This window comes from Pseudomonas sp. MIS38 (assembly GCF_019891575.1).
GTDB lineage: Bacteria > Pseudomonadota > Gammaproteobacteria > Pseudomonadales > Pseudomonadaceae > Aquipseudomonas > Aquipseudomonas putida_A.
In genome coordinates, this window is the sequence record NZ_JAFLXF010000006.1 from 1 (window position 1) to 22209 (window position 22209).

Here is a 22209-nt window from a genome sequence, read left to right on the forward strand (position 1 = left end):
GTGGGTCAGTCGCCAAATGTTTTACTGACCCGGCGCATTCGCGAGCAAGCCCGCTCCCACAAGGGAAAGGCGTTTCGCAGCCGATTTATTTGGCGTCCGCCAAAACCGCTCGCCACCGCCCGCTGCTTCCGTCCACGTTTGCAATGAGCGGGTCGGCAAATCGAAGTCATCCCGCCCTAATCGTATCCAGACCCTGCATCAGGAGGCCGAAGGCGATATCCTGCGCCACACTTATCTGCGCAAACGGCGAATAACGCTGCAACACCGTGTTTGCCCGAGGCTAAAGGAGTGTTCGAATGACCGAGAAGAAACTGGAAACCACGGTCGACCGCGTCTACCAAGGGGTTTACCAAGCGATCAGCAAGCGTTCGCTGCGTCCGGGGATGAAGCTGGGCGAAGCGTCCCTGGCCGAACTGTTCAATGTCAGCCGCACGTCGGTACGAGCCGCGCTCAAGCAACTGGAAGCCGAGGGGCTGGTCACCACCGAGCCGAATAAAGGTGCATCGGTGTCGCTGCCGAGCAACGAAGAGATCCGCTCGCTGTTCGAAACCCGGCGGCTGATCGAAATCGGCATGGTCACTGAACTCTGTCGGCGCAAGGACACCGCCGCCATGCAGGTCTTGCGCGAGCACCTGCTACTGGAGGACGCAGCCCACGCGGCAGGCGATCACGAGCAACTGATTTACCTGCTCGGCGAGTTCCACCTCAAACTGGCGCGCAGCCTCAACAACCCGGTGCTGCTCGACTGGTTCCAGAAGCTGATTTCCCGCGCCTCGCTGTATGTCGCTGCACTGGATGACGACAGCCATGAAGCCTGCCGTGACAACGAACATCTGCGCCTGATCGAATACATCGAGGCGGGCGACCAGAGCGCCGCCATCGAACTGACCTGCACGCATTTGAACGGCATCGAGAAGGCGATTCTCGACGTCGCGGCGAAGATGAAAACTGGCTACCATCCGCTCAAGCACCTGATCGGGGTCTGATCCGGGCCTGCTCTGAAATCGGCTATACCTCTAATGAAACCATTACGGCCGATGAGGCTCGAAACAGACGGGCGTCGCGGCGTTCTGCCGTCGCGATGTATCGGGCAAACACCACAGGACACCGAGTCAATCGATGCAGTTTTTATCCGATAGCCACGGTTGTGAAGGCTGGAAAGGCGAGATGGCCGAACGCATTTGCGCGTTCGACTGGCGCCTCACCGAACTCGGCCCGCTCGACACCTGGCCTGCCAGCTTGTGCAGCACCGTGCAATTGATGCTGGCCTCGCCCTTGCCGATGGTCATGCTCTGGGGCCATGCCGGCTACATGATCTACAACGACGCCTACTCGCAGTTTGCCGGTGGCCGCCACCCCTATCTGTTGGGGGTGCCGGTGGAGCTGGGCTGGCCGGAAGTCGCCGAGTTCAACCGGCATGTGGTCGACACCTGTCTGGCGGGCGGCACCTTGTCCTACCGCAACAAGGAGCTGGTGCTGTTGCGCGATGGCGTGCCCGAAGATGTCTGGATGGATCTGTATTACAGCCCGGTGGCCAACGATGACGGCGTGCCTTCAGGAGTGATGGCGATGGTGGTCGAGACCACCGAGTTGGTGCGCTCCGAGCGCCTGCGTCAGGCGGCAGAAGACGCTTATCGGGCCGACAACGAACGGGTGCGTCTGGCGCTGAATGCCGGGGCCTTGCTCGGCTCGTTCGTCTGGGACGTGAAGAACAATGTGCTGTCGGCCGACGAGCGTTTCGCCCGAACCTTTTGCTATCCGCCGGAGCAGGATCTGAGCAACCTGCCGCAATCCGTCAATGAGTCGCGGATCCACCCGGACGACCTGGCGTGGGTCCATGACCGGGTCAGTCATTCGCTGCAGACCGGTGAGCCGTACAACGCCGAATACCGCGTGCGGCGCGCGGACGGCAGCTACCTGTGGGTGCTCGCCAGTGGCGCCTGCGAGTTCGACGAACACGGTGCGCCGTTTCGTTTTCCCGGGGTGTTGATCGACATCCATGAACGCAAGATTGCCGAAGAATCCCTGCTCAAATTCACGCGCAACCTGGAGCAGCGGGTGGCCAGTGAAGTGGATGCCCGGCTGGCGGCGGAAGAGCAACTGCGCCAGTCGCAGAAGCTTGAAGCCATCGGCGGACTGACCGGCGGCGTGGCCCACGATTTCAACAACCTGCTGCAGGTAATTGCCGGCAACCTGCATTTGCTGGCGCGGCATGAGCCGGACAATGCCAACGTGCAACGCCGGGTCAGCGCCTCGCTGGCAGCGGTCGAGCGCGGCGCCAAGCTGTCGTCGCAACTGCTCGCTTTTGCCCGGCGCCAACCGTTGTCGCCGGCGGTGTGCGATCCGCGGCAGATCTTCGACGGCGTCGGCGAATTGCTGCAGCGCGCGTTGGGCGAAACCATTCAGATCGACGTGCAATTGCCGCAGGACCCGTGGCACATCAACGTCGACCGCAATCAACTGGAAAACGCCATTCTCAATCTGGCGATCAACGCCCGGGACGCGATGAAAGGCGAGGGCACGATTGTTCTCAGTGCCATTAATACTCGGCTGGACAGCACTTTTTGCGCGGGCAAAGGCATCGTCGCCGGCGATTTCGTGCGGGTGGTGGTCAGCGATACCGGCGTCGGCATCGCGCCGCAAATGCTCGAGCAGGTGTTCGAGCCATTCTTCACCACCAAGGCTGACGGCCAGGGCACCGGGCTCGGTCTGAGCATGGTGTTCGGCTTCGTCAAACAGAGTGGCGGCCACGTCGAGATCGACAGCACCGTGGGCGAAGGCACGCGGGTGCAACTGTACTTTCCACGCAGCCTGCGTCCGGTTCTCGATGAGACGCCGAGCGTCGACCCGCAGCAGAGCGGCGGCCACGAGACCATTCTGGTGGTCGAGGATAACGACGCGGTGCGCGCCTCGGCAGTGGAGTTGCTGCGCGAGGAAGGCTACCGCGTACTGACTGCGAGCAATGGCGACGTGGCAATGCAGTTGCTGCTGGACGGCGCGCAAGTGGATCTGATTTTCACCGACGTGGTGATGCCGGGGCTGATCAAAAGCTCTGATCTGGCAGCCTGGGCCAAGGTGCAGACACCACCGGTGGCGGTGCTGTTCACCTCCGGCCACACCCGCGACATCATCTCGCGCAACCACCAGTTGAGTCCGGACACGCATTTGCTGGGCAAACCGTATGGCCCGGAGGCGTTGTTGCAGATGATTCGCTCGGTGCTGAGTGCCTAACTGGCGAATTCCCGATTCCCTGTGGCGAGGGGATTCATCCCCGATGGAGTGCGCAGCACTCCCCAGCATTTTTCCAGCTATATGGAATTTGCAGTGACTGCGCCGGCTGCGCCGCCGATCGGGGATAAATCCCCTCACCACAGGGTTCAACTTCGCTCCTAATTTTTCTGCAGGGACAGCTAATGACTTCCAAACGCACCTCCAAAGCACCCGCCGGCATGGTCCGGGTGCGTGGCGCCCGCGAACACAATCTGAAGAATGTCGACGTCGATATCCCTCGCGATGCGCTGGTGGTGTTCACCGGTGTATCCGGTTCGGGCAAGTCGTCGTTGGCCTTTTCGACCTTGTACGCCGAAGCCCAGCGGCGTTATTTCGAATCTGTGGCGCCGTATGCGCGGCGGCTGATCGATCAGGTCGGGGTGCCGGATGTCGATTCCATCGAAGGCCTGCCGCCCGCCGTGGCCCTGCAGCAGCAGCGTGGTACGCCGAGCACGCGTTCGTCGGTCGGCAGCGTGACCACCTTGTCGAGCCTGATCCGCATGCTCTATTCCCGCGCCGGCAGTTACCCGCCGGGGCAACCGATGCTCTACGCCGAGGATTTCTCGCCGAACACCCCGCAAGGCGCGTGCCCGGAGTGCCACGGTCTGGGCCGGGTCTACGAGGTGACCGAGGCGCTGATGGTGCCCGATCCGAACCTGACCATCCGCCAACGCGCCGTGGCGTCCTGGCCGCTGGCGTGGCAGGGGCAGAACCTGCGCGACATCCTCGTGACCATGGGCATCGACGTCGACATCCCCTGGAAGAAACTGCCGAAAAAGCAGCGTGACTGGATTCTGTTCACCGAAGAAACCCCAACCGTGCCGGTGTACGCCGGGCTGACCCCGGAGGAAACCCGGGTCGCCCTCAAGCGCAAGATGGAACCGAGTTATCAGGGCACCTTCACCGGCGCCCGCCGTTACATCCTGCACACCTTTACCCACTCGCAAAGTGCGCTGATGAAGAAGCGCGTTTCGCAGTTCATGCTTGGCAGCCCGTGTCCGTTATGCGACGGCAAGCGCCTCAAGCGTGAAGCGTTGTCGGTGACCTTTGCCGGTTACGACATCGGTGAGCTGTCGCAGATGCCGTTGCTGCAAGTGGCCGAAGTATTGAAACCCGTGGCTGCGGCGACCTATCTGCAGCAGGCCGAAGAAAGCGGCGAAACCCTCAGCCATGCGCAAACCCGCGAGGCGCGCCAGCAGCGCGTGGCCCACGGTGCCAGCGGCCACGCCAGTGCGCCGGACGTGCGCCACACGCCGAACCTGTCGCTGGAAAAACGTCTGGCGGCGCAGCGGATTGCTGAGGACTTGCTGGAGCGGGTCAGCACCCTGACCGATCTGGGCCTCGGTTATCTGGCGCTGGAGCGCAGTACGCCGACACTGTCGTCCGGCGAGCTGCAGCGCCTGCGCCTGGCGACGCAATTGGGCTCGCAACTGTTCGGCGTGATCTACGTGCTCGACGAGCCATCCGCCGGTCTGCATCCGGCCGATGGCGAGGCGCTGTTCGAAGCCTTGCAGCGCTTGAAGGCCGACGGCAACACGCTGTTTGTGGTCGAGCATGATCTGGAAACCATGCGCCGCGCCGACTGGCTGATCGACGTCGGCCCGGCGGCGGGCGAGAAGGGTGGACAGGTGTTGTACAGCGGCCCTCCGGCCGGGCTGGCCGAGATCGATGAGTCGCAGACCCGCGCCTATCTGTTTGCCGAGAGCCAGCGGCAGACCCGCACCGCGCGCAAGCCGAGCGGTTGGCTGAAACTTGACGGGATCAGCCGCAATAACCTGCACAACCTCAGCGCTGAATTTCCCTTGGGCTGCTTCACCTCGGTCACCGGGGTTTCCGGTTCGGGCAAGTCGAGTCTGGTCAGTCAGGCGTTGCTCGAACTGGTCGGCGCGCAACTCGGGCGGCCGCTGGTTGAGGACGAGCCGGAAGAGCTCAGCCTCGAAGACGATGCGCCGCAGGCCAGCACTGGTCAGGTGACGGCGGGGTTGGAGTCGATCAAGCGCCTGGTGCAGGTCGATCAGAAACCCATCGGCCGCACGCCACGTTCGAATCTGGCGACCTACACCGGGCTGTTTGACAATGTGCGCAAACTGTTCGCCGCCACGCCCGAGGCACGGGCGGCGGGGTATGACGCCGGGCAGTTTTCCTTCAACGTCGCCAAGGGTCGTTGCCCGACCTGCGAGGGGGAAGGTTTTGTCAGCGTCGAGTTGCTCTTCATGCCGAGCGTGTATGCGCCGTGCCCGACCTGTCATGGCGCGCGCTACAACCCGCAGACCCTGGCGATTCAGTGGCAAGGCTTGAGCATTGCGCAGGTGCTGCAACTGACCGTGGAAGAGGCGGTAGAAGTGTTCAGCGAGCAGCCGGGGATTCGTCGTTCACTGGAGGTGCTGCGTGACATCGGCCTCGGTTATCTGCGGCTCGGCCAACCGGCCACCGAGTTGTCCGGTGGTGAAGCACAACGGATCAAACTGGCCACTGAGCTGCAGCGCAATCAGCGCGGCGCGACCCTGTATGTGCTGGATGAACCGACCACCGGGCTGCATCCGCGGGATGTCGATCGGCTGCTGGAGCAGCTGGACAACCTGGTCACGACAGGGCACACAGTGATCGTCGTCGAGCATGAAATGCGCGTAGTCGCACAGAGTGACTGGGTGATCGACATCGGCCCGGGGGCTGGTGATCAGGGCGGCAAAATCGTCGCCGCCGGCACGCCGCAGAAAGTTGCCGCGAGCAAGAAGAGCCGAACCGCACCGTTTCTGGCGCGGGCCTTGAACCAATAACCGCGGCGATCCCACTGGCCCCATCGCCAGCAGGCTAACTCCCACAGGTTTTGCGGTGTGCACAAGGCTGGTGATCACCACAGCCCCAAAGTGGGAGCGGGCTTGCTCGCGAAAGCGGTGTGTCAGGCAACGAGATGCTGGCTATACCGACGCTTTCGCGAGCAAGCCCGGCTCCCACAGGTTTTGCGGTGTGCACAAGGCTAGTGATCAACACAGCTCCAGTGTGGGAGCGAGCTTGCTCGCGAAAGCGGTGTGTCAGGCAACGAGATGCTGGTTATACCGACGCTTTCGCGAGCAAGCCCGGCTCCCACAGGTTTTGCGGTGTGCACAAGGCTGGTGATCACCACCAATCCAGTGTGGGAGCGGGCTTGCTCGCGAAAACGGTGTATTAGGCAATCAGATGCTGAATGTTCCGACGCCTTCGCGGGCAAGCCCGGCTCCCACAGGTTTTGCGGTGTGCACAAGGCTGGCGGTCAACACAGCCCCAAAGTGGGAGCGAGCTTGCTCGCGAAAGCGGTGTGTCAGGCAATAGAGATGCTGGCTATACCGACGCCTTCGCGGGCAAGCCCGGCTCCCACAGGTTTTGCGGTGTGCACAAGGCTAGTGATCAACACGCCCCAAAGTGGGAGCGGGCTTGCTCGCGAAAGCGGTGTGTCAGGCAACGAGATGCTGGCTATACCGACGCTTTCGCGGGCAAGCCCGGCTCCCACAGGTTTTGCGGTGTGCACAAGGCTGGTGATCAACACGCCCCAAAGTGGGAGCGGGCTTGCTCGCGAAAGCGGTATGTCAGGCAATAGAGATGCTGGCTATACCGACGCCTTCGCGGGCAAGCCCGGCTCCCACAGGTTTTGCGGTGTGCACAAGGCTGGTGATCAACACAGCTCCAGTGTGGAAGCGAGCTTGCTCGCGAAAGCGGTGTGTCAGGCAACGAGATGCTGGTTATACCGACGCTTTCGCGAGCAAGCCCGGCTCCCACAGGTTTTGCGGTGTACAAAAGGCTGGTGATCACCACCAGTCCAGTGTGGGAGCGGGCTTGCTCGCGAAAGCGACGGGTCAGGCACCATCAAGCGTGCGGCGGACCTTGTCCAGCAGTTCGCTGATCTGGAACGGCTTGACCAGCATTTCCATGCCGCTGCCGAGGAACACCTGGCGATTGATCGCGGTCTCGGCATAACCGGTCATGAACAGGATCGGCAGGCTTTCACGCCAGCCCCGCGCCACGTCCGCCAGTTCCCGGCCGCTCATGCGCGGCAGACCGACGTCGCTCAGCAGCAGGTCGATCGTCGGATCATTCTGCAAGCGCTCCAGCGCGGTTTCGATATCCGCCGCCTGCGTGCAGCGGTAACCCGCGTCTTCCAGCACTTCGGTGACGAACATACGCACTGCCGGCATGTCTTCGACAATCAGGACATGCTCGCCGGCACCCTGCGGATCCACCTTCGGCGCCGGGATGTCGGCGCCGGTCGGGTCGTTCGTCGCCGGCAGCATGATGGTCACTTCGGTGCCACGCCGTGCCACGCTGCGGATATGTGCATCGCCACCGGACTGGCGGGCGAAACCGTAAATCGTCGACAACCCCAGACCAGTACCCTGGCCCAGCGGTTTGGTGGTGAAGAACGGGTCGAACACCTTGTCGATCACACTGTGCTCGATACCGGTGCCGTCATCGCGCACCGACAGCGCGACATACGCACCATCGGCCATGTTCGGGTCGCCGTGGGAATACGCGGCATAGGTGTTGACCCAGATATTGCCGCCTCGGGGCAGCGCATCCCGGGCGTTGATGACCAGATTCAGCACCGCGCTTTCCAGCTGTACCGGGTCGACCAGGGCAATCGCCGGTTTGTTGGTCAGTTCAAGTTTGAGGGTGATGCGTTCGCCGATGGTGCGCACCAGCAATTCTTCCAGCGAGCGCACCTGCTCATTGATGTCTACCGGCCGGGTATCCAGTGGCTGTTGGCGGGCGAAGGCCAGCAGACGATGAGTGAGCGAAGCCGCACTCATCGCTGAATTCAGCGCTGCTTCAGCATAGAGCTGCACTTTGTCGGGCCTGGCATCGGCGATGCGTTTCTGGATCAGTTCGAGGCTGGTGATGATCCCGGTCAGCAGATTGTTGAAGTCGTGGGCGATGCCCCCGGTGAGCTTGCCCAGTGCGTCCATTTTCTGCACTTGCAGCAACTGCGATTCGGCGCGCACCCGCTCGGCGACTTCCTTTGCCAGTTGTGTGGTGGTGTCGTCCAGCTGTGCCAGGTGCGAGCGCTCGCGGTGGCGATGCTCGGTGACATCTTCGACGAATACCAGGCTCAACTGCGGCGTGCGATATGGCGAAATCTGCCACTCGGTTTCGCGGACCTCGCCCTGTACGCGCATGTTCAACGTGCCTTTCCAGCGCTCGCCATCGACCAGCCGCAGGCGCAACTCGTTGAGGATCGCGCCCTGGTCTTGGTCAAAGCACTCGCTGAGAGTTTCCGGGTTGCGGTTGTCTTGAATCATCTGCGTGAAGGCGTGGTTGCATTCATGCACTTTCAGGTTGGCATCGAGCACGGCAATCGGCGCCGAGACGTTGACGAAAATCTCGCGAAACCGGGCCTCGCTCTCGCGCAGCGCGTTTTCGGTATCACGCACTCGCAGCAAGGTACGCAGGGTTGCCAGCAATACGTCCGGGTCTACCGGGTGAATCAGGTAAGCATCCGCCCCGGCGTTCAGGCCGGTGATGATGTCGCCGGTCTGGATCGACGCCGCAGACACGTGGATCACCGGCAGCAGCGCGGTGCGAGCATCAGCACGCAAGATGCGCACGATGTCGAAGCCGCTCATGTCCGGCAGGTTGACGTCGAGGATCAGCGCATCGAGTGGCTCGCTCGCGATCAGCGCCAGGCCTTCGCTGCCGGTGCCGGCCTCCAGCACCTCGTAGTCATGGCGCTCCAGGCGCCGGCGCAAGGCGTAGCGGGTGGCGGCGTTGTCGTCGACGATCAATAGACGGATGTCACGTTTCATCGACGTTCTCCAAGGCGAGCGCCAGCGGAATGATCACGAAAAAGGTCGAGCCGACCCCCGGTGTGCTGTCCATCCCGACCTCGCCGCCGAGCAGGGCAGCGAAGCGCTTGCACAGGGACAAGCCGAGGCCGGTCCCGCGCAGACGTTTCTGCAGCGGCGAGTCGACCTGCGAGAAGTCCTCGAACAATGCACCGTGCAGCTCCGGCGCGATACCGATACCGGTGTCGCTGACGGCAAAACGTACTTTGTCCGAGCCTTCCAGGCGCGCCGAAACCCGCACTTCACCGCGGGTGGTGAATTTCAGAGAGTTGGAAATGAAATTGCGCAGAATCTGCCCGAGTTTTTTGTCGTCGGTGTACAGGCGTGGCAGGCCGACCGGCTCTTCGAAGATCAGGTCCACCGCCGAGGCATCGACGATCGGCCGGAACATCCCGCGCAGGGCGGAGAACAGGTCGAACATGTCGAACCATGCCGGGGAAATAGTGATCCGCCCGGCTTCGATCTTCGCCAGATCGAGCAAGTCATCGACCATGTCGCTGAGTTCACGCGCGGCGCTGCTGACGAACGCCACCTGCTTGTGCTGCTCGGGGCTGAGCGGGCCGTCGAGCTCATCGGCCAGCAGGCTGTTGATGCTGAGGATCGAGCCGAGCGGGGTGCGGAACTCATGGCTCATGTACGACAGAAAGCGGCTTTTCAGGTCCGAGGCCTGCCTCAGTTCTTCCGCCTGGGTGTCGAGTTCGGCGTAGAGCGCCAGCACGCCCTGGTTGGTCTCGTCGAGTTCCTCGCGCAGGGCCGCGGTCTCGCTCTGCAATCGGGCGATCAGCGCAGCCTGTTCGGCGGCATTCAGGCTTGGCGACTCAGCCATGGGCGGCCTCCAGGGCAACGACCAGCACGGTTACATCGTCGCGCCCGCGACAGAAGTCGCGGTGCAGGACGCTGGCTATCACGGCGGGATGGCGGTGCACCAGACCGGGGTAGTCTTGAAGATTCCAACGGGACTGCAAGCCGTCGCTGTACATGATCAATAGATGTCCGTTCACGTGAGCATAGTCAAAGGGCTGGGCTTTCCGGTATTGGCCGCCGACGATGCCCGGATGCGAGGCCAGCCCGCGCGACTTGTCGGCGGTGATCAGGCTGGCGCCGATGTTGCCCACCCCAGTAAAGGTCAGGCCGTCGCGGGCGGCATTGTACTGGGCGAACGCGGCGGCGCCGCCACGGCTGCCGATCATGTCGCGGTGCATATCCTCCATCAGCAGCACCGGACTGGCGAACGGGGTCTCGGCGAACACCCGCTCGCCGGCCTTGGCCGCGCGTTCGGCATCCTCTCCGTGGCCGAGGCCGTCGATGATCAGCGCGCTGACATTCGCGCCGTTGTACGCCAGGTGCCAGGTGTCGCCACACGCCGGATCGTTGTGCAGCGAATGCTGGCTGACGCCGTAGCGCAAGTCCGGTTGGCGGTCGCCGCGCGGATATAGACGCGCCAGCAGCACCGCGCCACGGGCATCGGCGTGCACGTCGAAGACCTCGGTCTGCCGCGCCACGGCACCCAGACCGATACCCTGGGTGCCACCGGTGGAAAAACCATCGGTCAGGCAGGCGTCCAGATCAAAGCCCTGTGCGCGATCGACCGCGAGCATCTCGATGCCGAATCCGCCGGGGCGCGGCAACAGCCGCAGGTGAACTTCGCCGCGGCTGGCGTGCTTGAGCACGTTGCTGGCCAGTTCGGTGGCGACCAGCGCCACCCGCCCGGCATCGGTTGCATCAAAACCGTGTTGCTCGGCGAGCCGTTGCGCGGTGCGCCGGGCATGGCCGATCTGGCTGCTGTCTTCGATCAGCAGCACCTGGGTCAGCGACCCAGCGATATTCATGTCCATCGGGTGATCGTTATTCGCGTGCCCTTGCCCGGCTCGGTGTCCAGTTCGAACTCCTCGACCAGGCGTTTTGCCCCGGTCAGGCCCAGGCCCATGCCGCTGCCGGAGGTCCAGCCGTCGGTCATCGCCAGTTTGATATCGGCAATACCGGGGCCTTCGTCGCGGAACGTCAAGCGCAGCCCGACCTTGTGATCTTCATCGAGAATCTGCCAGTCCATGTCGCCGCCGCCACCGTACACCATGGTGTTGCGGGCCAGCTCGCTGACCGCCGTGACCATTTTGGTCAGGTCGATCAGGCGCATCCCGCATTCGGTGGCGAGTTTGCGGGCGGTCTGGCGTGCGAGCACGACATCCTGCTCGATATGGATGGGTTGAGTACCGCTGCTGCGTACGGTCATTGCCGGTCTACTCGTTCCTGCAGCAGTTTCATCCCGCGCTCGACGTTCAGTGCGGTGCTCACGCCGGGCAGGGTCAGGCCGAGTTCGACTAGGGTGATCGCCACGGCCGGCTGCATGCCGACCAGCATGGTTTCGGCGTCCATGATTTTCGACAGCCCGGAGATGGTGCTGATCATCCGGCCAATGAACGAGTCGACCATGTCCAGCGCCGAGATATCGATCAGCACACCGCGAGCCGAAGTGTTGCTGATGCGCTCGGACAAGTCGTCCTGCAACGTGAGGGCAAGCTGGTCATGCATGTCGACCTGAATGGTCACCAGCAGGAACTTGCCCATTTGGAGAATCGGGATACGTTCCATCGGCTCAGACCGCTTTGCCGAGGCTGATACCCAGGCGGGAGAGGGCGAGCTTCAGTGCGTCGGCCAGATTGGCCTTGGTCACCACGCCTTGCAGGTCGAGGCCCAGATGGACGATGGTCTGGGCGATCTGCGGACGCACGCCGCTGATGATGCAGTCGGCACCCATCAGACGAATGGCGGTTACGGTTTTCAGCAAGTGCTGGGCGACCAGGGTGTCGACGGTCGGGACGCCGGTGATGTCGATGATGGCGATTTCCGAACCGGTGTCGACGATGCGTTGCAGCAAGGACTCCATCACCACTTGGGTGCGTTGCGAATCGAGGGTGCCGATCATCGGCAGCGCCAGGACGCCGTCCCACAGTTTGACCACCGGCGTGGAGAGCTCCAGCAGTTCTTCCTGTTGGCGCTTGATCACTGCTTCGCGGGACTTCTGGAAGGTGCGGATGGTGTGCATGCCGAAGGCGTCGAACAGTTCGGAGATTTCCCAGAGTTGTTCGGCGAGCAGCGCTGGCTGTTCTTTATAGTGCGCTTGCAGCAGGGCAAACAGCGGGCCCTTCAGGGCGAAGATGAAACTGGCAGTCTGTTGCGAATCCTGACCGAGCTGGGCACGGCTGTGGGAGAGTTTTTCGAGGAACTGGCGGGTGGCTTCCCAACCCGGCGCATTGATGTTGGTGCCGTTGTCATCCTGCAGGCCATTGATCACCAGTTGCAGGAATTCGCTGGTCTGTTGTTGCAGGTCATGGTCTTTGAGATTGCGGGTGGCGCCGCTGGCTTCCAGGCCGTTGATCCATTCGCTCAGCAGTTGGGGTTGTTTGTTTTTCATCGCATCGAATGTGCTGTTCTGCAGTGCTGCCATGTGCCTGTTGCTCCGTAGCGTATTGGGGCCGGTTCTGTAAAAAGTGACCGGTGCGAAGTCAGTGACCTTTGCCGTTCAAAATAGTTGTTCAGGTGCGCAAGGATATTTTTGATCCGGCGCAAGGAATGCCCCGGTAACTCTAGTCGGCGCCCTTCAAACCAGCGATGTTTTGAACGTTGGCACCGTAGCGGCTTCGAATATACGAGGCCGACGGGTTTGAGTCGCGCCGGTAGTGAAAAACGAGGTAGCCATGAACGAGCAAACCAAGCAACAACAGAACCACGGTACAGAGCCGATCAATCGCAACGACCCGGCCATCGACCCGCAAGTGCCGGGACAGAGTCCGCCAACGCAACCCACGGGTGGCACCGAGCAGGCGCAGAGCGCCGATCCGGCGGTGGATCAAAAGAACAAACACACCGATAACGACAACGAGTTCAGCCCCGGTTTCGAGCCTGAGCCCGATCGTCCGAAGCCCGGTGAAGAAACCGATGCCGACATCGATACTGACGGCGGTTGATCGCGCTGAAACGACAAAAGGCCGCATTTATCAATGCGGCCTTTTGCTGTACAGCGCCCGGGTTACTTGCTCGGGTGCTTGGCTTGCAGCTCTTTGGCCGCGGTCAGGTGTTTTTCCAGCGCCGGCAACATTTTCTGTGCGAAGGCCTTTAGTTCGGGGGCGCCTTTGACTTTGTCGTCGGTGACGGTGTTGGCTTCTTTCTTGAACAATTCGATGGTTTCTTCGTGGGCCTTGACCTGGTTGTTGGCGTAGGCCGCGTCGAAGGATTCATCGCGCATGTCGAGGATCTTTTCCTTGGCCTGCTTGACCAGAGTCGTGGTGTCCGGGACTTCGATGTCATTGGCCTTGGCAATGCTGGCCAGTTCGTCGTTGGCCTTGCTGTGGTCGGTGATCATCATGTTGGCGAACGCCTTGATGTCGGCCGACTGACTTTTTTCCAGGGCGAGGCGACTGGTCTCGATCTCCGCGATGCCACCGGCAGCGGCGTTGTCGACGAAGTCGTTGGAAGTGGCGGCGAAGGCACTGCCCATGCCGCTGCTCAGAGCGACAGCCAGAACGAGATGACGCAGGTTGAATCCGTCCATTGATGTATCTCCACACAGGTTTTTGTTGACGTTATGCAATGGAGGGAGCGCAGCGAAAAAAGGTTTGATCGCGTTTCCGACAGGGCGACGAACGGCAACCGCTGGTCTGACAGGTGGTCGACAGAACGGCCCGACCAAGGCCATTCTGATAACTGCCAGCGCAATCGGTCGCGTTGGTTGCCGATCAACTGACGGAGGTGTTCCATGCCGGTGACTCATGACCTGTATCAGGACTTGAAGCTAACGAAGGAAGAGGTCCAGCAAAAACGCACCGAGGATCCATTTCTGGATGCACTGATCAACAAGTATTCCCAGGCGGACGCCGAAGTAGTCAAGGCCGAGACGGCGACCTCGGATGCACCCAGTGATGACACCCTGAAGAAACTCAAAGAGAAACGCTTGCAGGTCAAAGACAAGATCGTCGCGCAGTTACAGGCTCGATCCTGACCGTCAGTCGCTTCACCGCTTCACAATGGTGAAATGACTGAACGCAGCCCCCGACCGGCACCTCGGATGTACAGAGTCTTCACTCAGCGACTCTTTTCGAGGTGCCCCATGAACAAACCCAGATTCCCCAGTGAAGAGCAGGGCGGTTTCGACCCGGTTCCCACTCACCCTGAGCCCAACAGCCCGGCACACACCACCACTTTTCCCGAAGAGCCGGACGAAGATCTTCCTGAAGACGAAGATCCGGACAAGTTCGACAGATCCGGTAACTGACAGTCCGACTTCGCGAGCAAGCCCGCTCCCACAGGATTTTCAGGTGTCCACAAAGGTTGTGCCAGCCGCTTGAACCTGTGGGAGCGAGCTTGCTCGCGAAGAGGTCAGCCCATTCAACATCATCGTTGCCTGACACTCCGCCTTCGCGAGCAAGCTTGCTCCCACATCGGAATGCGGTTCCCCTGTGGGAGCGGGCTTGCTCGCGAAGAGGCCAGCCCATTCAACATTATCGTTGCCTGACACTCCGCTTTCGCGAGCAAGCTCGCTCCCACATTGGAATTACAGCTCCCACATTTGCCATGCATCATTTCAATGCATCCGCCAACGGCAGCCGCGCCATGTGCGTAGCCTTCAGCGACCCCAGATACAACCAGTCCCCATACTCGCGCGCTGTGGTGATCGGCGAGTAATTGCCGCTGCTGGCGTCCTGCAGATTGGCGATCACCTTGCCCTCAAGATCCAGCCCCAGGACGAACCCGCGTTTCTCCACCGGTTTTGGCAGCACCGTCAGCGCGCGCACGATCATCTTGCGCACCCGCGGATGCCCGGCGGTCCGATCGAGCAAGGCACTGCGCGGTGCGTACAGCGCGACCCAGAAGCGGTTGCTGCCATTGAACGCGAGGTTGTCCGGCAGGCCGGGCAGGTTGTCGATGAACAGGTCATGGGTACCGGCCTTGGGCCCCGTCAGCCAGTAACGGCTGATGCGGTAGGCGCCGGTTTCATTGACCAGCACATAAGCGTCATCCGGGCCGAGGGTCACGCCGTTGGCAAACTGCAGTTTGTCCAGCAGCACGCTGGTCTTGCCGGTCTGAAAGTCATAGCGCAGCAGGCGCCCGTCACCGCCATGTTCAATGATCGCCTCACCGTCATGCCCGTAGCCCCAGCGGCTGCTGGCATCGCTGAAATAGGCGTAGTGCCCGGATTTGTCGATCGCCACGTCGTCAGTAAAACCGAAAGGCAGGCCATTGGCCTCGGTGGTCAGAGGAATCAATCGACCCTGAGCGTCGAGCGACAGCAGACCCTTGACCCCGTCGGCAATCACCAGCAAACCATTGGGATGCCGCGCCAGGCCCAGCGGCCGGCCGCCAGTATCGCTCAGCACCTTGCGCTCCTTGCCATCGAGGCTGGTGCGGATCAGGCGCCCGTCATGCAGGCCAGTGATCAGGTAATCGCCCTCCAGCAGCAGTGCTTCGGGGCCGTCGATATCGCTCGGGCCAACCTGTTGGACGGCCTTGAGCCGCTGGTTTTCCGCGTAGACCCCTTCGTTCAGTGACGGCGCCGCTGGCGGTTTCCACGCCACCGGCTGCACCTTGGTCGGCATCAGCAGCAGAAACGCGATGACGAGGATCACCAGCAATAACAGCAGGCGCTTCATGAAAGGTGCCCCGTCAGCGTCAGGTGCCTGAGCGCCATGTCGCGCAGGGCCTGCATCGAGGTCGCCGATTCCCGCTCGATACGGCGCTTGAGCAGCAGCAGATTGGCCAGGCGCATGCCCAGCCCCTCGAACTGATAATCCAGGGTGCGCACGAACCGTGTGCCGTCGCCTTGCGCAGCACACTCGTAAGTCAGCAACAGCGACAAGCCATGATCGCCGCGCGCCCTGGCGCACCAGCGGCGACCGGGCAGGTATTCGGTGACCTCCCAGCGCAAATGGCCGGCGCGCCCGCCGGCATGAATGTCTTCTTCGAAACGCGCGCCAGCATGCAGCGGGCCTTGCGGTCCGTCGATTTTCAGCGACGACGGGTGCCACTCGGGCCAGTGGTTGACGCTGGCGGCGTAGCGGAGCAGGGCGATCGGTTCGCCGGCGATATCGATCTGGTGCTGCATGCGGGTCATGGGCGATCTCGAATAGCGTAACGGGGCGGGTTGCGGCTCCCAGTAGAGGGTGCCGAACAGGTAATCCATCAGCGGGAAAACGATATTGAAATTACGCTCCTGCATGCACTCGCGGCGGTGATGCAATTCGTGCAGATGACGCATCTGGCGGATCCATGGCAAGCGGGTCAGCAGGTTGTGCGGTGGCAGATGCTCGCAAGCGTGAAACACCTCGTAGGTCAGATAACCCAGGACCATGCAGCCGCCGAACAGCCCGGCGACATTGGCGTTGAACTGCGCGAGCAGCCACCACAGCGGCAGGGTGAAAACCAGTGTATGCACGACGATAAGCCAGGCTGGAAACAGAATCACCCGCCAGTCGCGGGCGCCGTCATACGTCATGTGGCCGGGGGTGAAAAAGCTGTGATGGTCGCCGGCATGCCGCGCATAGAACAGCTTGGCGAAGGTCTTTTTGTGGTGGCCGAGATGGCGATGGACCATGTACACGCCAAAGTTGAACAGCAGCAGGGTCAACGGCACGCTCAGCCATTCCAGCGGCTGCACCTGATGCGCGCTGCTCCAGAAAGCGCCGATCGCGAGTACGCCGAACAGCAGCACGAAGGCGCCGTGCAACCACGGGTTGTACAGCGGATGAATGGCCGCACGGTAGCGGCTGCGGAATGCCTCGGTGGTCTGCCTCACTGCGTTCACCTGTGGGTATTGTTGTTATACCCGGCAGATTAGCCGATCCGGCCGTTTGTGCAGGCCGGACCTTGAGGTCAGTTGCGCCATGCTCCGGTGTAAAGCGGCCGACTCAGCTCAGCGGGTTCCAGCGTTGCGACCAGTCGTCATCGGTGGCGATTACCTGGCGCAGCAGATCGAACGCCTGTTGCAGCGTCGCCGAGTCGCGCTCGCGGGCATACACCAGATAGGTTGGATAGCCGAATTCCGGGGCTTTGGTGACCGCTTCCAGGGCGCCGGTTTCCAGATAGCTGCGCACCACACGGGTACGGAAGTAGCCACTGCCGCCATGTTCGAGGATGTATTGCAGGGCCAACGGGCCGAGGTTGAAACTCAGCGCGGCTTTGGCCTTCTCCGGCAGTGCGGCGTCGTGCTGGCGACGAAAATCCGGCCCCCAGTCGATGTAGACGTAGGGATCCGGGCGGTTCGGCGCACGCACCAGAATCAGTTTTTCTTCCAGCACCTGCTCAACCTGCAGGCCCGGCCAGTATTCCGGCTGATAGACCAGCGCGGCATCGAGCACGCCGAGTTCGAGTTGGCGCAACAGGTTTTCACCGTCGCGGATTTCCATGCGCAGGGCGTGGCCGGGGATCTTATCGCGCAGTTCGGCGGCCCAACTGAGCATCAACGGGTTGCACAGGCTGACTTCGCCGCCGATGTGCAGCACGTTGTGATAGCCGTCCAGCAGCGGCAGGTCGCGCCGTGCGGCTTCCCAGGTCTGCACCAGTTGATTGGCGTAGACCACGAAGGCCTCGCCGTTGGCAGTCAGTTTCGCCCCGGCGCGGTTGCGCACGAACAGCGTACTGCCCAGCTGACTTTCGAGTTTCTGCACCCGGGCGGTGATCGCTGTCTGCGTGACGAACAACTTCTGAGCCGCCGCCGCGAGGCTGCCGTGACGGACGATTTCCAGAAAGGTGCGGGCGAGGTCGATGTCCATGGGCGGGCCGGTGTCTGAGGTGCGGGCATTGTAAAGGCAAAAGCCCCTCACCCTAACCCTCTCCCTGAGGGAGAGGGAACTGATTGGGGGATATTGAAGAAATACACCGACTTGAACGATCAGCGTTGAATCCATAATCGACCGAGATATTTCAGGTCGATGCGGGGCGCCAGACACTTTGGTCAGTTCCCTCTCCCTTGGGAGAGGGGGCTGATTGGGGGATATTGAAGAAATACACCGACTTGAGCGATCAGCGTTGAATCCATAATCGACCGAGATATTCCAGGTCGATGCGGGGCGCCAGACACTTTGGTCAGTTTCCTCTCCCTTGGGAGAGGGGGCTGATTGGGGAATATTGAAGAAATACACCGACTTGAACGATCAGCGTTGAATCCATAATCGGCCGAGATATTTCAGGTCGATGCGGGGCGCCAGACACTCTGGTCAGTTCCCTCTCCCTTGGGAGAGGGGGCTGATTGGGGGATATCGAAGAAGTACACCGACTTGAGCGATCAGCGTTGAATCCATAATCGGCCGAGATATTCCAGGTCGATGCGGGGCGCCAGACACTTTGGTCAGTTTCCTCTCCCTTGGGAGAGGGGGCTGATTGGGGGATATTGAAGAAATACACCGACTTGAACGATCAGCGTTGAATCCATAATCGACCGAGATATTTCAGGTCGATGCGGGGCGCCAGACACTTTGGTCAGTTCCCTCTCCCTTGGGAGAGGGGGCTGATTGGGGGATATTGAAGAAATACACCGACTTGAGCGATCAGCGTTGAATCCATAATCGGCCGAGATATTCCAGGTCGATGCTGGGCGCCAGACACTTTGGTCAGTTCCCTCTCCCTTGGGAGAGGGCCAGGGTGAGGGGAAAGGCAGTCACCGCAAAATCAACTGGCCAACTCGGTCGAACGCACCCGCGCCCAGTCTTCCACCAATCGCGCCGGCGTGCCGCAGGCCTTGCGCTTGTAGACGAAGTGGCTGCACTTCTCGGCAAACTGATTGCGGTTGTAGAGCATGTCTTCCTGCATTTCCTGCAGCTCGTTTTCCCGACATTGCTGGATCAGCACCTGATCAACCCGCAACTTGCGCTCGCGCACGGCAGCGTAGGTCGGGTCGGTCAGTGCCGCGTTGGCCCGTTGCAGCAACCACAAGGAAAACTCATCCGGGCAGCGCGGGCCGATTTCCTGGACCATGCCCAGTTGCAGCGCCTGCGTGGCACTGACCGGCAGGCAGGCCTGGGTCAGTTGCTCGGCCATCGCCGGGCCGACGGCGCGCGGCAGGCTGTAGGTCCAGTATTCCGAGCCATACAGGCCCATGCTTTTGTAATGCGGATTGAGCACGATGTCCGCGCGGGCAAACACGATGTCAGCAGCCAGTGCGAGCATCACGCCGCCAGCCCCGGCATTGCCGGTCACGCCGCTGACCACCAGTTGCCGCGCGCTGAGCAGCTCGGCGCAAACATCGTCGATCGCCTGAATATTCGCCCACGCTTCGGCGCCCGGATCCTGCGCCGCTTGGATCACGTTCAGGTGCACGCCGTTGGAGAAGCTGCCGCGCCCGCCCTTGATCAACAGCACGCGGGTGTCACGGGACTTGGCCCAGCGCAGCGCTTCAACCATGCGCTGGCACTGTTCGGTGCTCATCGCACCGTTGTAGAACTCGAACGTCAGCTCCCCGACATGCCCGGATTCGCGGTAGCGGATCGGCTGATAGGCCTCGTCGTTGAACGGCTCGCTGGCGATCGACCAGTCGAGGGTCGGCACGCCGTTCAGTTGCCCGGCCAGCACATGCCGCGCCGGTTGCTTGAAGGTCTCCTCGCCGGGTAGCGGCTTGCGCCGCAACGAGCCGATCCACAGGCTGTGATCGCCGGTGGCGACCAGCACCGCGTCGTCATGCACCGCGAGGATTTTGCCGGGAATCCCGGTGCGCTGATCGAGGTGCGCGTCGTACACGTAATACTGCCCGCCGGCCAGGCTTGCCAAGACCCCGGGCTGGCCGTCCGCGGCGTCGATGCAGCGTTTGATGAACCGCGAGCAGTCGTGCCAGCTGAAGGTGCGATCGGCCTGTTTCATGTTTGGCTGCAGGCGACCACGGACTTTGGGATCGGTGTAGTCCAACGCGACGGGTTGCACGCCGTCGATGAATTTGTCGACCACTTCGCGAATGCAGCGAATCGCCGCATCGCTGACCCGCCCGTTATACAGCTCGGACTTGCGCAAGCCCGACGGCAGATTGAATTCGCAGGTGGCCCAGACCGGGCCGGCGTCCATTTCTTCCACCGCTTGCAGCGCAGTCACGCCCCACTGTGTGAGTTCATTGGTGATCGCCCAGTCCAGCGCGCTGGCGCCACGATCACCGACGATGCCCGGGTGGATGATCACCACCGGGCGCCGCGCATTGCTCCACAGCGCCTGCGGTACGCGGTCCTTGAGGAACGGGCAGATCACCAGATCGGCGCCGCTGTGTTCGATCTGTTCGCACACCGATGCCTCGTCGGTGAACACCACGACGCTGGGCGAGTGCCCGGCCTGACGCAGTTCCAGCCAGGCGCGTTGAGTCAGGCCGTTGAAGGCCGATGACAGCAGAATAATCTTCAGTGATCGCATGGTTTTCTTCCTTGAAGGGATAGCCGCGGGCTCCCGGTGAGCCGTCCTTGGCGTTCGATGAAGCGCGCAGATTAGAGAGTGGCTGCGCGCGGGCAACTGATCAGGGTCAACGTTGTGTCAGTCAATATTTCTGCGGCGACGGAGCGCCTTATTCTCAAAGGTTTGCTTATCCTGATTTTTAATTACTTCAAATGTCCGCAACGCTATTGCACAGTCGCGCCTGATCAAGAGCCGGACGATCCCGGCAAAACGATAGTTTTTCGCAGCGGGTGGGACCCGTTTCAGGGAGCAAGGCATGGGTGATGTTCAGAACCCGCATTACCGGATGATTGGGCACATGTTCCAAAAGGACTATCGCTGGCTGTGCGCTGCCGTTGGCCGCACGCTGGGTTGCCCGCACAGCGCACAGGACATCGCCTCGGAAACTTTTTTACGGGTGCTGGCCCTGCCGGACCCGAGCGCCATTCGCGAGCCGCGGGCGCTGCTGACCACCATCGCCCGGCGGCTGGTCTATGAAGGCTGGCGCCGCCAGGATCTGGAGCGCGCTTATCTGGAGAGTCTGGCGCTGGCGCCGGAACCGGTGCATCCATCGCCGGAAGAACGCGCGCTGGTGATCGAGGCATTGCTGGCAGTCGATCGCTTGCTCAATGGCTTGTCGGCCAAGGCCAAAGCCGCGTTTCTCTACCATCAGCTCGACGGTTTGACCTACAGCGAAATCGGCGAACGGCTCGGAGTTTCCACCAGTCGGGTGCAGCAATACATGGTCGAAGCCTTCAAACGCTGCTATCAGGCGATGCAGGCATGAGGCCGGACGAAGCGGTGATCGATGAGGCGGCGCAGTGGATGGCGTTGTTGCAGTCCGGCGAAGCCAGTGCTGGCGAGCGCGCGGCATTCGAAGCGTGGCGCGCGGCTGACCCACGCCATCAGCGGATCATCGAACAAATGGGCGGTGGCCTGAACCTGCTGCGCAACCCGACCTTGCGCGGGCTGCCGCGCAACAGTCTGCTGCACAGCCTGAATGCGCCGTCGAGCCGGCGGCGCTTTGTCAGTGGCAGCTTGAGCGTGCTCGGCATCGCGGTGCTGGCCGGTCTGCTCGGGCGCCGCTATGGCTGGCTGCCGGAAGTGGGGGAGTTGGCGACCGGCACCGGCGAGCGGCGCGATTTCACCCTGGAGGATGGCAGTGCGCTGAGCCTGAATGCGCGGACGCGGGTGGTGGCGCGATTCGATGCGACTCAACGCTTGCTGGCGCTGCGCTCGGGTGAGTTGCTGGTGGACGTCGCCAAGGATCCCGCGCGGCCGTTCGTGGTCGAGACCGAACATGGGCGGATGCGGGCGCTAGGGACGAAATTTCTGGTGCAACAGGGCGACGATTCTACGCGGCTGGTGATGCTGCATTCGCAGGTCGAAGTGGTCACCGCCGGCGGTGCGCGGCAGGTGGTGGAGGCGGGGGAAAGTCTGCTGTTCAACGCCCAGGACATTCTCGCCCGCGAACGCAGCAACGGTCAGGAAAGCGCATGGGTGCAAGGTCGCCTGGAAGTGCGCGACCGGCCGCTGAGCGAAGTGATCGAAAGCCTGCGCCGCTATCGCCGGGGCATTCTGCACCTGAGTCCCGAGGTGGCCGATCTGCGCCTGAGCGGCCTCTATCCGCTCGATGACAGCGACCGCACCCTGCAACTGCTGGAGCGCTCGCTGCCGATCCGCGTCACCTGGCACAACCCCTATTGGGTCAGCATCGGCGCGCGGTTATAGC

19 protein-coding genes and 1 pseudogene are annotated in these 22209 nt (G+C 61.9%); 8 read left to right on the forward strand and 12 right to left on the reverse strand.

The annotated features are described in order from the left end of the window. Positions 1-99: 99 nt before the first annotated feature. Positions 100-174, reverse strand: a pseudogene (locus tag J1G18_RS27970) (flavin reductase family protein); the annotation flags it as partial. A gap of 122 nt (positions 175-296) precedes the next feature. Here J1G18_RS27970 and J1G18_RS09070 point away from each other — a divergent pair. The 3 genes from J1G18_RS09070 (at position 297) to J1G18_RS09080 (ending at position 6047) form a co-directional block, all read left to right on the forward strand. After that, positions 297-986, forward strand: a complete 690-nt coding sequence (locus J1G18_RS09070; protein WP_027613675.1) for a GntR family transcriptional regulator — start codon at positions 297-299, stop codon at positions 984-986. A gap of 133 nt (positions 987-1119) precedes the next feature. Beyond that, complete coding sequence (locus J1G18_RS09075) at positions 1120-3231, forward strand: PAS domain-containing sensor histidine kinase (protein ID WP_223007520.1); 2112 nt, start codon at positions 1120-1122, stop codon at positions 3229-3231. 182 nt (positions 3232-3413) lie between these two features. After that, on the forward strand, positions 3414-6047 hold the full coding sequence (locus J1G18_RS09080; RefSeq protein WP_223007521.1) for an excinuclease ABC subunit UvrA: 2634 nt from the start codon (positions 3414-3416) through the stop codon (positions 6045-6047). Between the two features lie 1053 nt (positions 6048-7100). Here the strand turns inward: J1G18_RS09080 and J1G18_RS09085 are convergent. The 6 genes from J1G18_RS09085 to J1G18_RS09110 are packed head-to-tail and all read right to left on the reverse strand — an operon-like array spanning position 7101 to position 12528. Continuing rightward, positions 7101-9044, reverse strand: coding sequence for a response regulator (locus tag J1G18_RS09085; RefSeq protein ID WP_135295934.1), 1944 nt, complete (start codon positions 9042-9044; stop codon positions 7101-7103). After that, a complete protein-coding gene (locus J1G18_RS09090; RefSeq protein WP_134786543.1) occupies positions 9034-9909 on the reverse strand; it encodes a sensor histidine kinase in 876 nt (291 codons plus the stop codon). The genes J1G18_RS09085 and J1G18_RS09090 overlap by 11 nt, the downstream gene beginning before the upstream one ends. Then, the gene (locus J1G18_RS09095) at positions 9902-10912 is read right to left on the reverse strand and encodes an ATP-binding protein (protein ID WP_223007591.1); all 1011 of its coding nucleotides are present in this window, start codon (positions 10910-10912) and stop codon (positions 9902-9904) included. Before J1G18_RS09095 ends, J1G18_RS09090 begins: the two co-directional genes overlap by 8 nt. Continuing rightward, positions 10909-11313, reverse strand: coding sequence for an anti-sigma regulatory factor (locus J1G18_RS09100; RefSeq protein WP_003225570.1), 405 nt, complete (start codon positions 11311-11313; stop codon positions 10909-10911). Before J1G18_RS09100 ends, J1G18_RS09095 begins: the two co-directional genes overlap by 4 nt. Next, positions 11310-11672, reverse strand: coding sequence for an STAS domain-containing protein (locus J1G18_RS09105; protein WP_095136273.1), 363 nt, complete (start codon positions 11670-11672; stop codon positions 11310-11312). The genes J1G18_RS09100 and J1G18_RS09105 overlap by 4 nt, the downstream gene beginning before the upstream one ends. A 4-nt stretch (positions 11673-11676) precedes the next feature. After that, on the reverse strand, positions 11677-12528 hold the full coding sequence (locus J1G18_RS09110; RefSeq protein WP_096796830.1) for an STAS domain-containing protein: 852 nt from the start codon (positions 12526-12528) through the stop codon (positions 11677-11679). 250 nt (positions 12529-12778) lie between these two features. Here J1G18_RS09110 and J1G18_RS09115 point away from each other — a divergent pair, with 250 nt between their 5' ends. Further along, positions 12779-13048 carry a hypothetical protein gene (locus J1G18_RS09115; protein WP_098964212.1) on the forward strand — a complete coding sequence of 90 codons (270 nt, stop codon included), beginning with the start codon at positions 12779-12781 and terminating at the stop codon, positions 13046-13048. A 62-nt stretch (positions 13049-13110) separates the two neighbouring features. Here the strand turns inward: J1G18_RS09115 and J1G18_RS09120 are convergent, their stop codons facing one another. Beyond that, a complete protein-coding gene (locus J1G18_RS09120) occupies positions 13111-13632 on the reverse strand; it encodes a DUF4142 domain-containing protein (protein WP_097087254.1) in 522 nt (173 codons plus the stop codon). Positions 13633-13836: 204 nt separating this feature from the next. On the opposite strand from J1G18_RS09120, the gene J1G18_RS09125 reads away from it, so the two are divergent. Then, positions 13837-14079 carry a DUF465 domain-containing protein gene (locus J1G18_RS09125; RefSeq protein ID WP_027613686.1) on the forward strand — a complete coding sequence of 81 codons (243 nt, stop codon included), beginning with the start codon at positions 13837-13839 and terminating at the stop codon, positions 14077-14079. A gap of 108 nt (positions 14080-14187) precedes the next feature. Further along, complete coding sequence (locus tag J1G18_RS09130; RefSeq protein ID WP_167734148.1) at positions 14188-14352, forward strand: hypothetical protein; 165 nt, start codon at positions 14188-14190, stop codon at positions 14350-14352. Positions 14353-14656: 304 nt separating this feature from the next. Here the strand turns inward: J1G18_RS09130 and J1G18_RS09135 are convergent, their stop codons facing one another. The 4 genes from J1G18_RS09135 to J1G18_RS09150 form a co-directional block, all read right to left on the reverse strand. Then, on the reverse strand, positions 14657-15727 hold the full coding sequence (locus J1G18_RS09135) for an SMP-30/gluconolactonase/LRE family protein (RefSeq protein WP_223007522.1): 1071 nt from the start codon (positions 15725-15727) through the stop codon (positions 14657-14659). After that, positions 15724-16869 carry a sterol desaturase/SRPBCC family protein gene (locus tag J1G18_RS09140; protein WP_223007523.1) on the reverse strand — a complete coding sequence of 382 codons (1146 nt, stop codon included), beginning with the start codon at positions 16867-16869 and terminating at the stop codon, positions 15724-15726. The genes J1G18_RS09135 and J1G18_RS09140 overlap by 4 nt, the downstream gene beginning before the upstream one ends. 112 nt (positions 16870-16981) lie before the next feature. Then, entirely contained in the window at positions 16982-17845 is an 864-nt protein-coding gene (locus J1G18_RS09145; RefSeq protein ID WP_210557347.1) for a LysR family transcriptional regulator, read from the reverse strand. Between the two features lie 895 nt (positions 17846-18740). Continuing rightward, entirely contained in the window at positions 18741-20459 is a 1719-nt protein-coding gene (locus tag J1G18_RS09150) for a hydrogenase maturation protein (protein ID WP_223007524.1), read from the reverse strand. A gap of 295 nt (positions 20460-20754) precedes the next feature. On the opposite strand from J1G18_RS09150, the gene J1G18_RS09155 reads away from it, so the two are divergent. Together J1G18_RS09155 and J1G18_RS09160 are read left to right on the forward strand one after the other, a co-directional pair. After that, positions 20755-21264, forward strand: coding sequence for a sigma-70 family RNA polymerase sigma factor (locus tag J1G18_RS09155; RefSeq protein ID WP_027613691.1), 510 nt, complete (start codon positions 20755-20757; stop codon positions 21262-21264). Continuing rightward, a complete protein-coding gene (locus J1G18_RS09160) occupies positions 21261-22208 on the forward strand; it encodes a FecR domain-containing protein (RefSeq protein ID WP_223007525.1) in 948 nt (315 codons plus the stop codon). The genes J1G18_RS09155 and J1G18_RS09160 overlap by 4 nt, the downstream gene beginning before the upstream one ends. Position 22209: the final 1 nt, after the last annotated feature.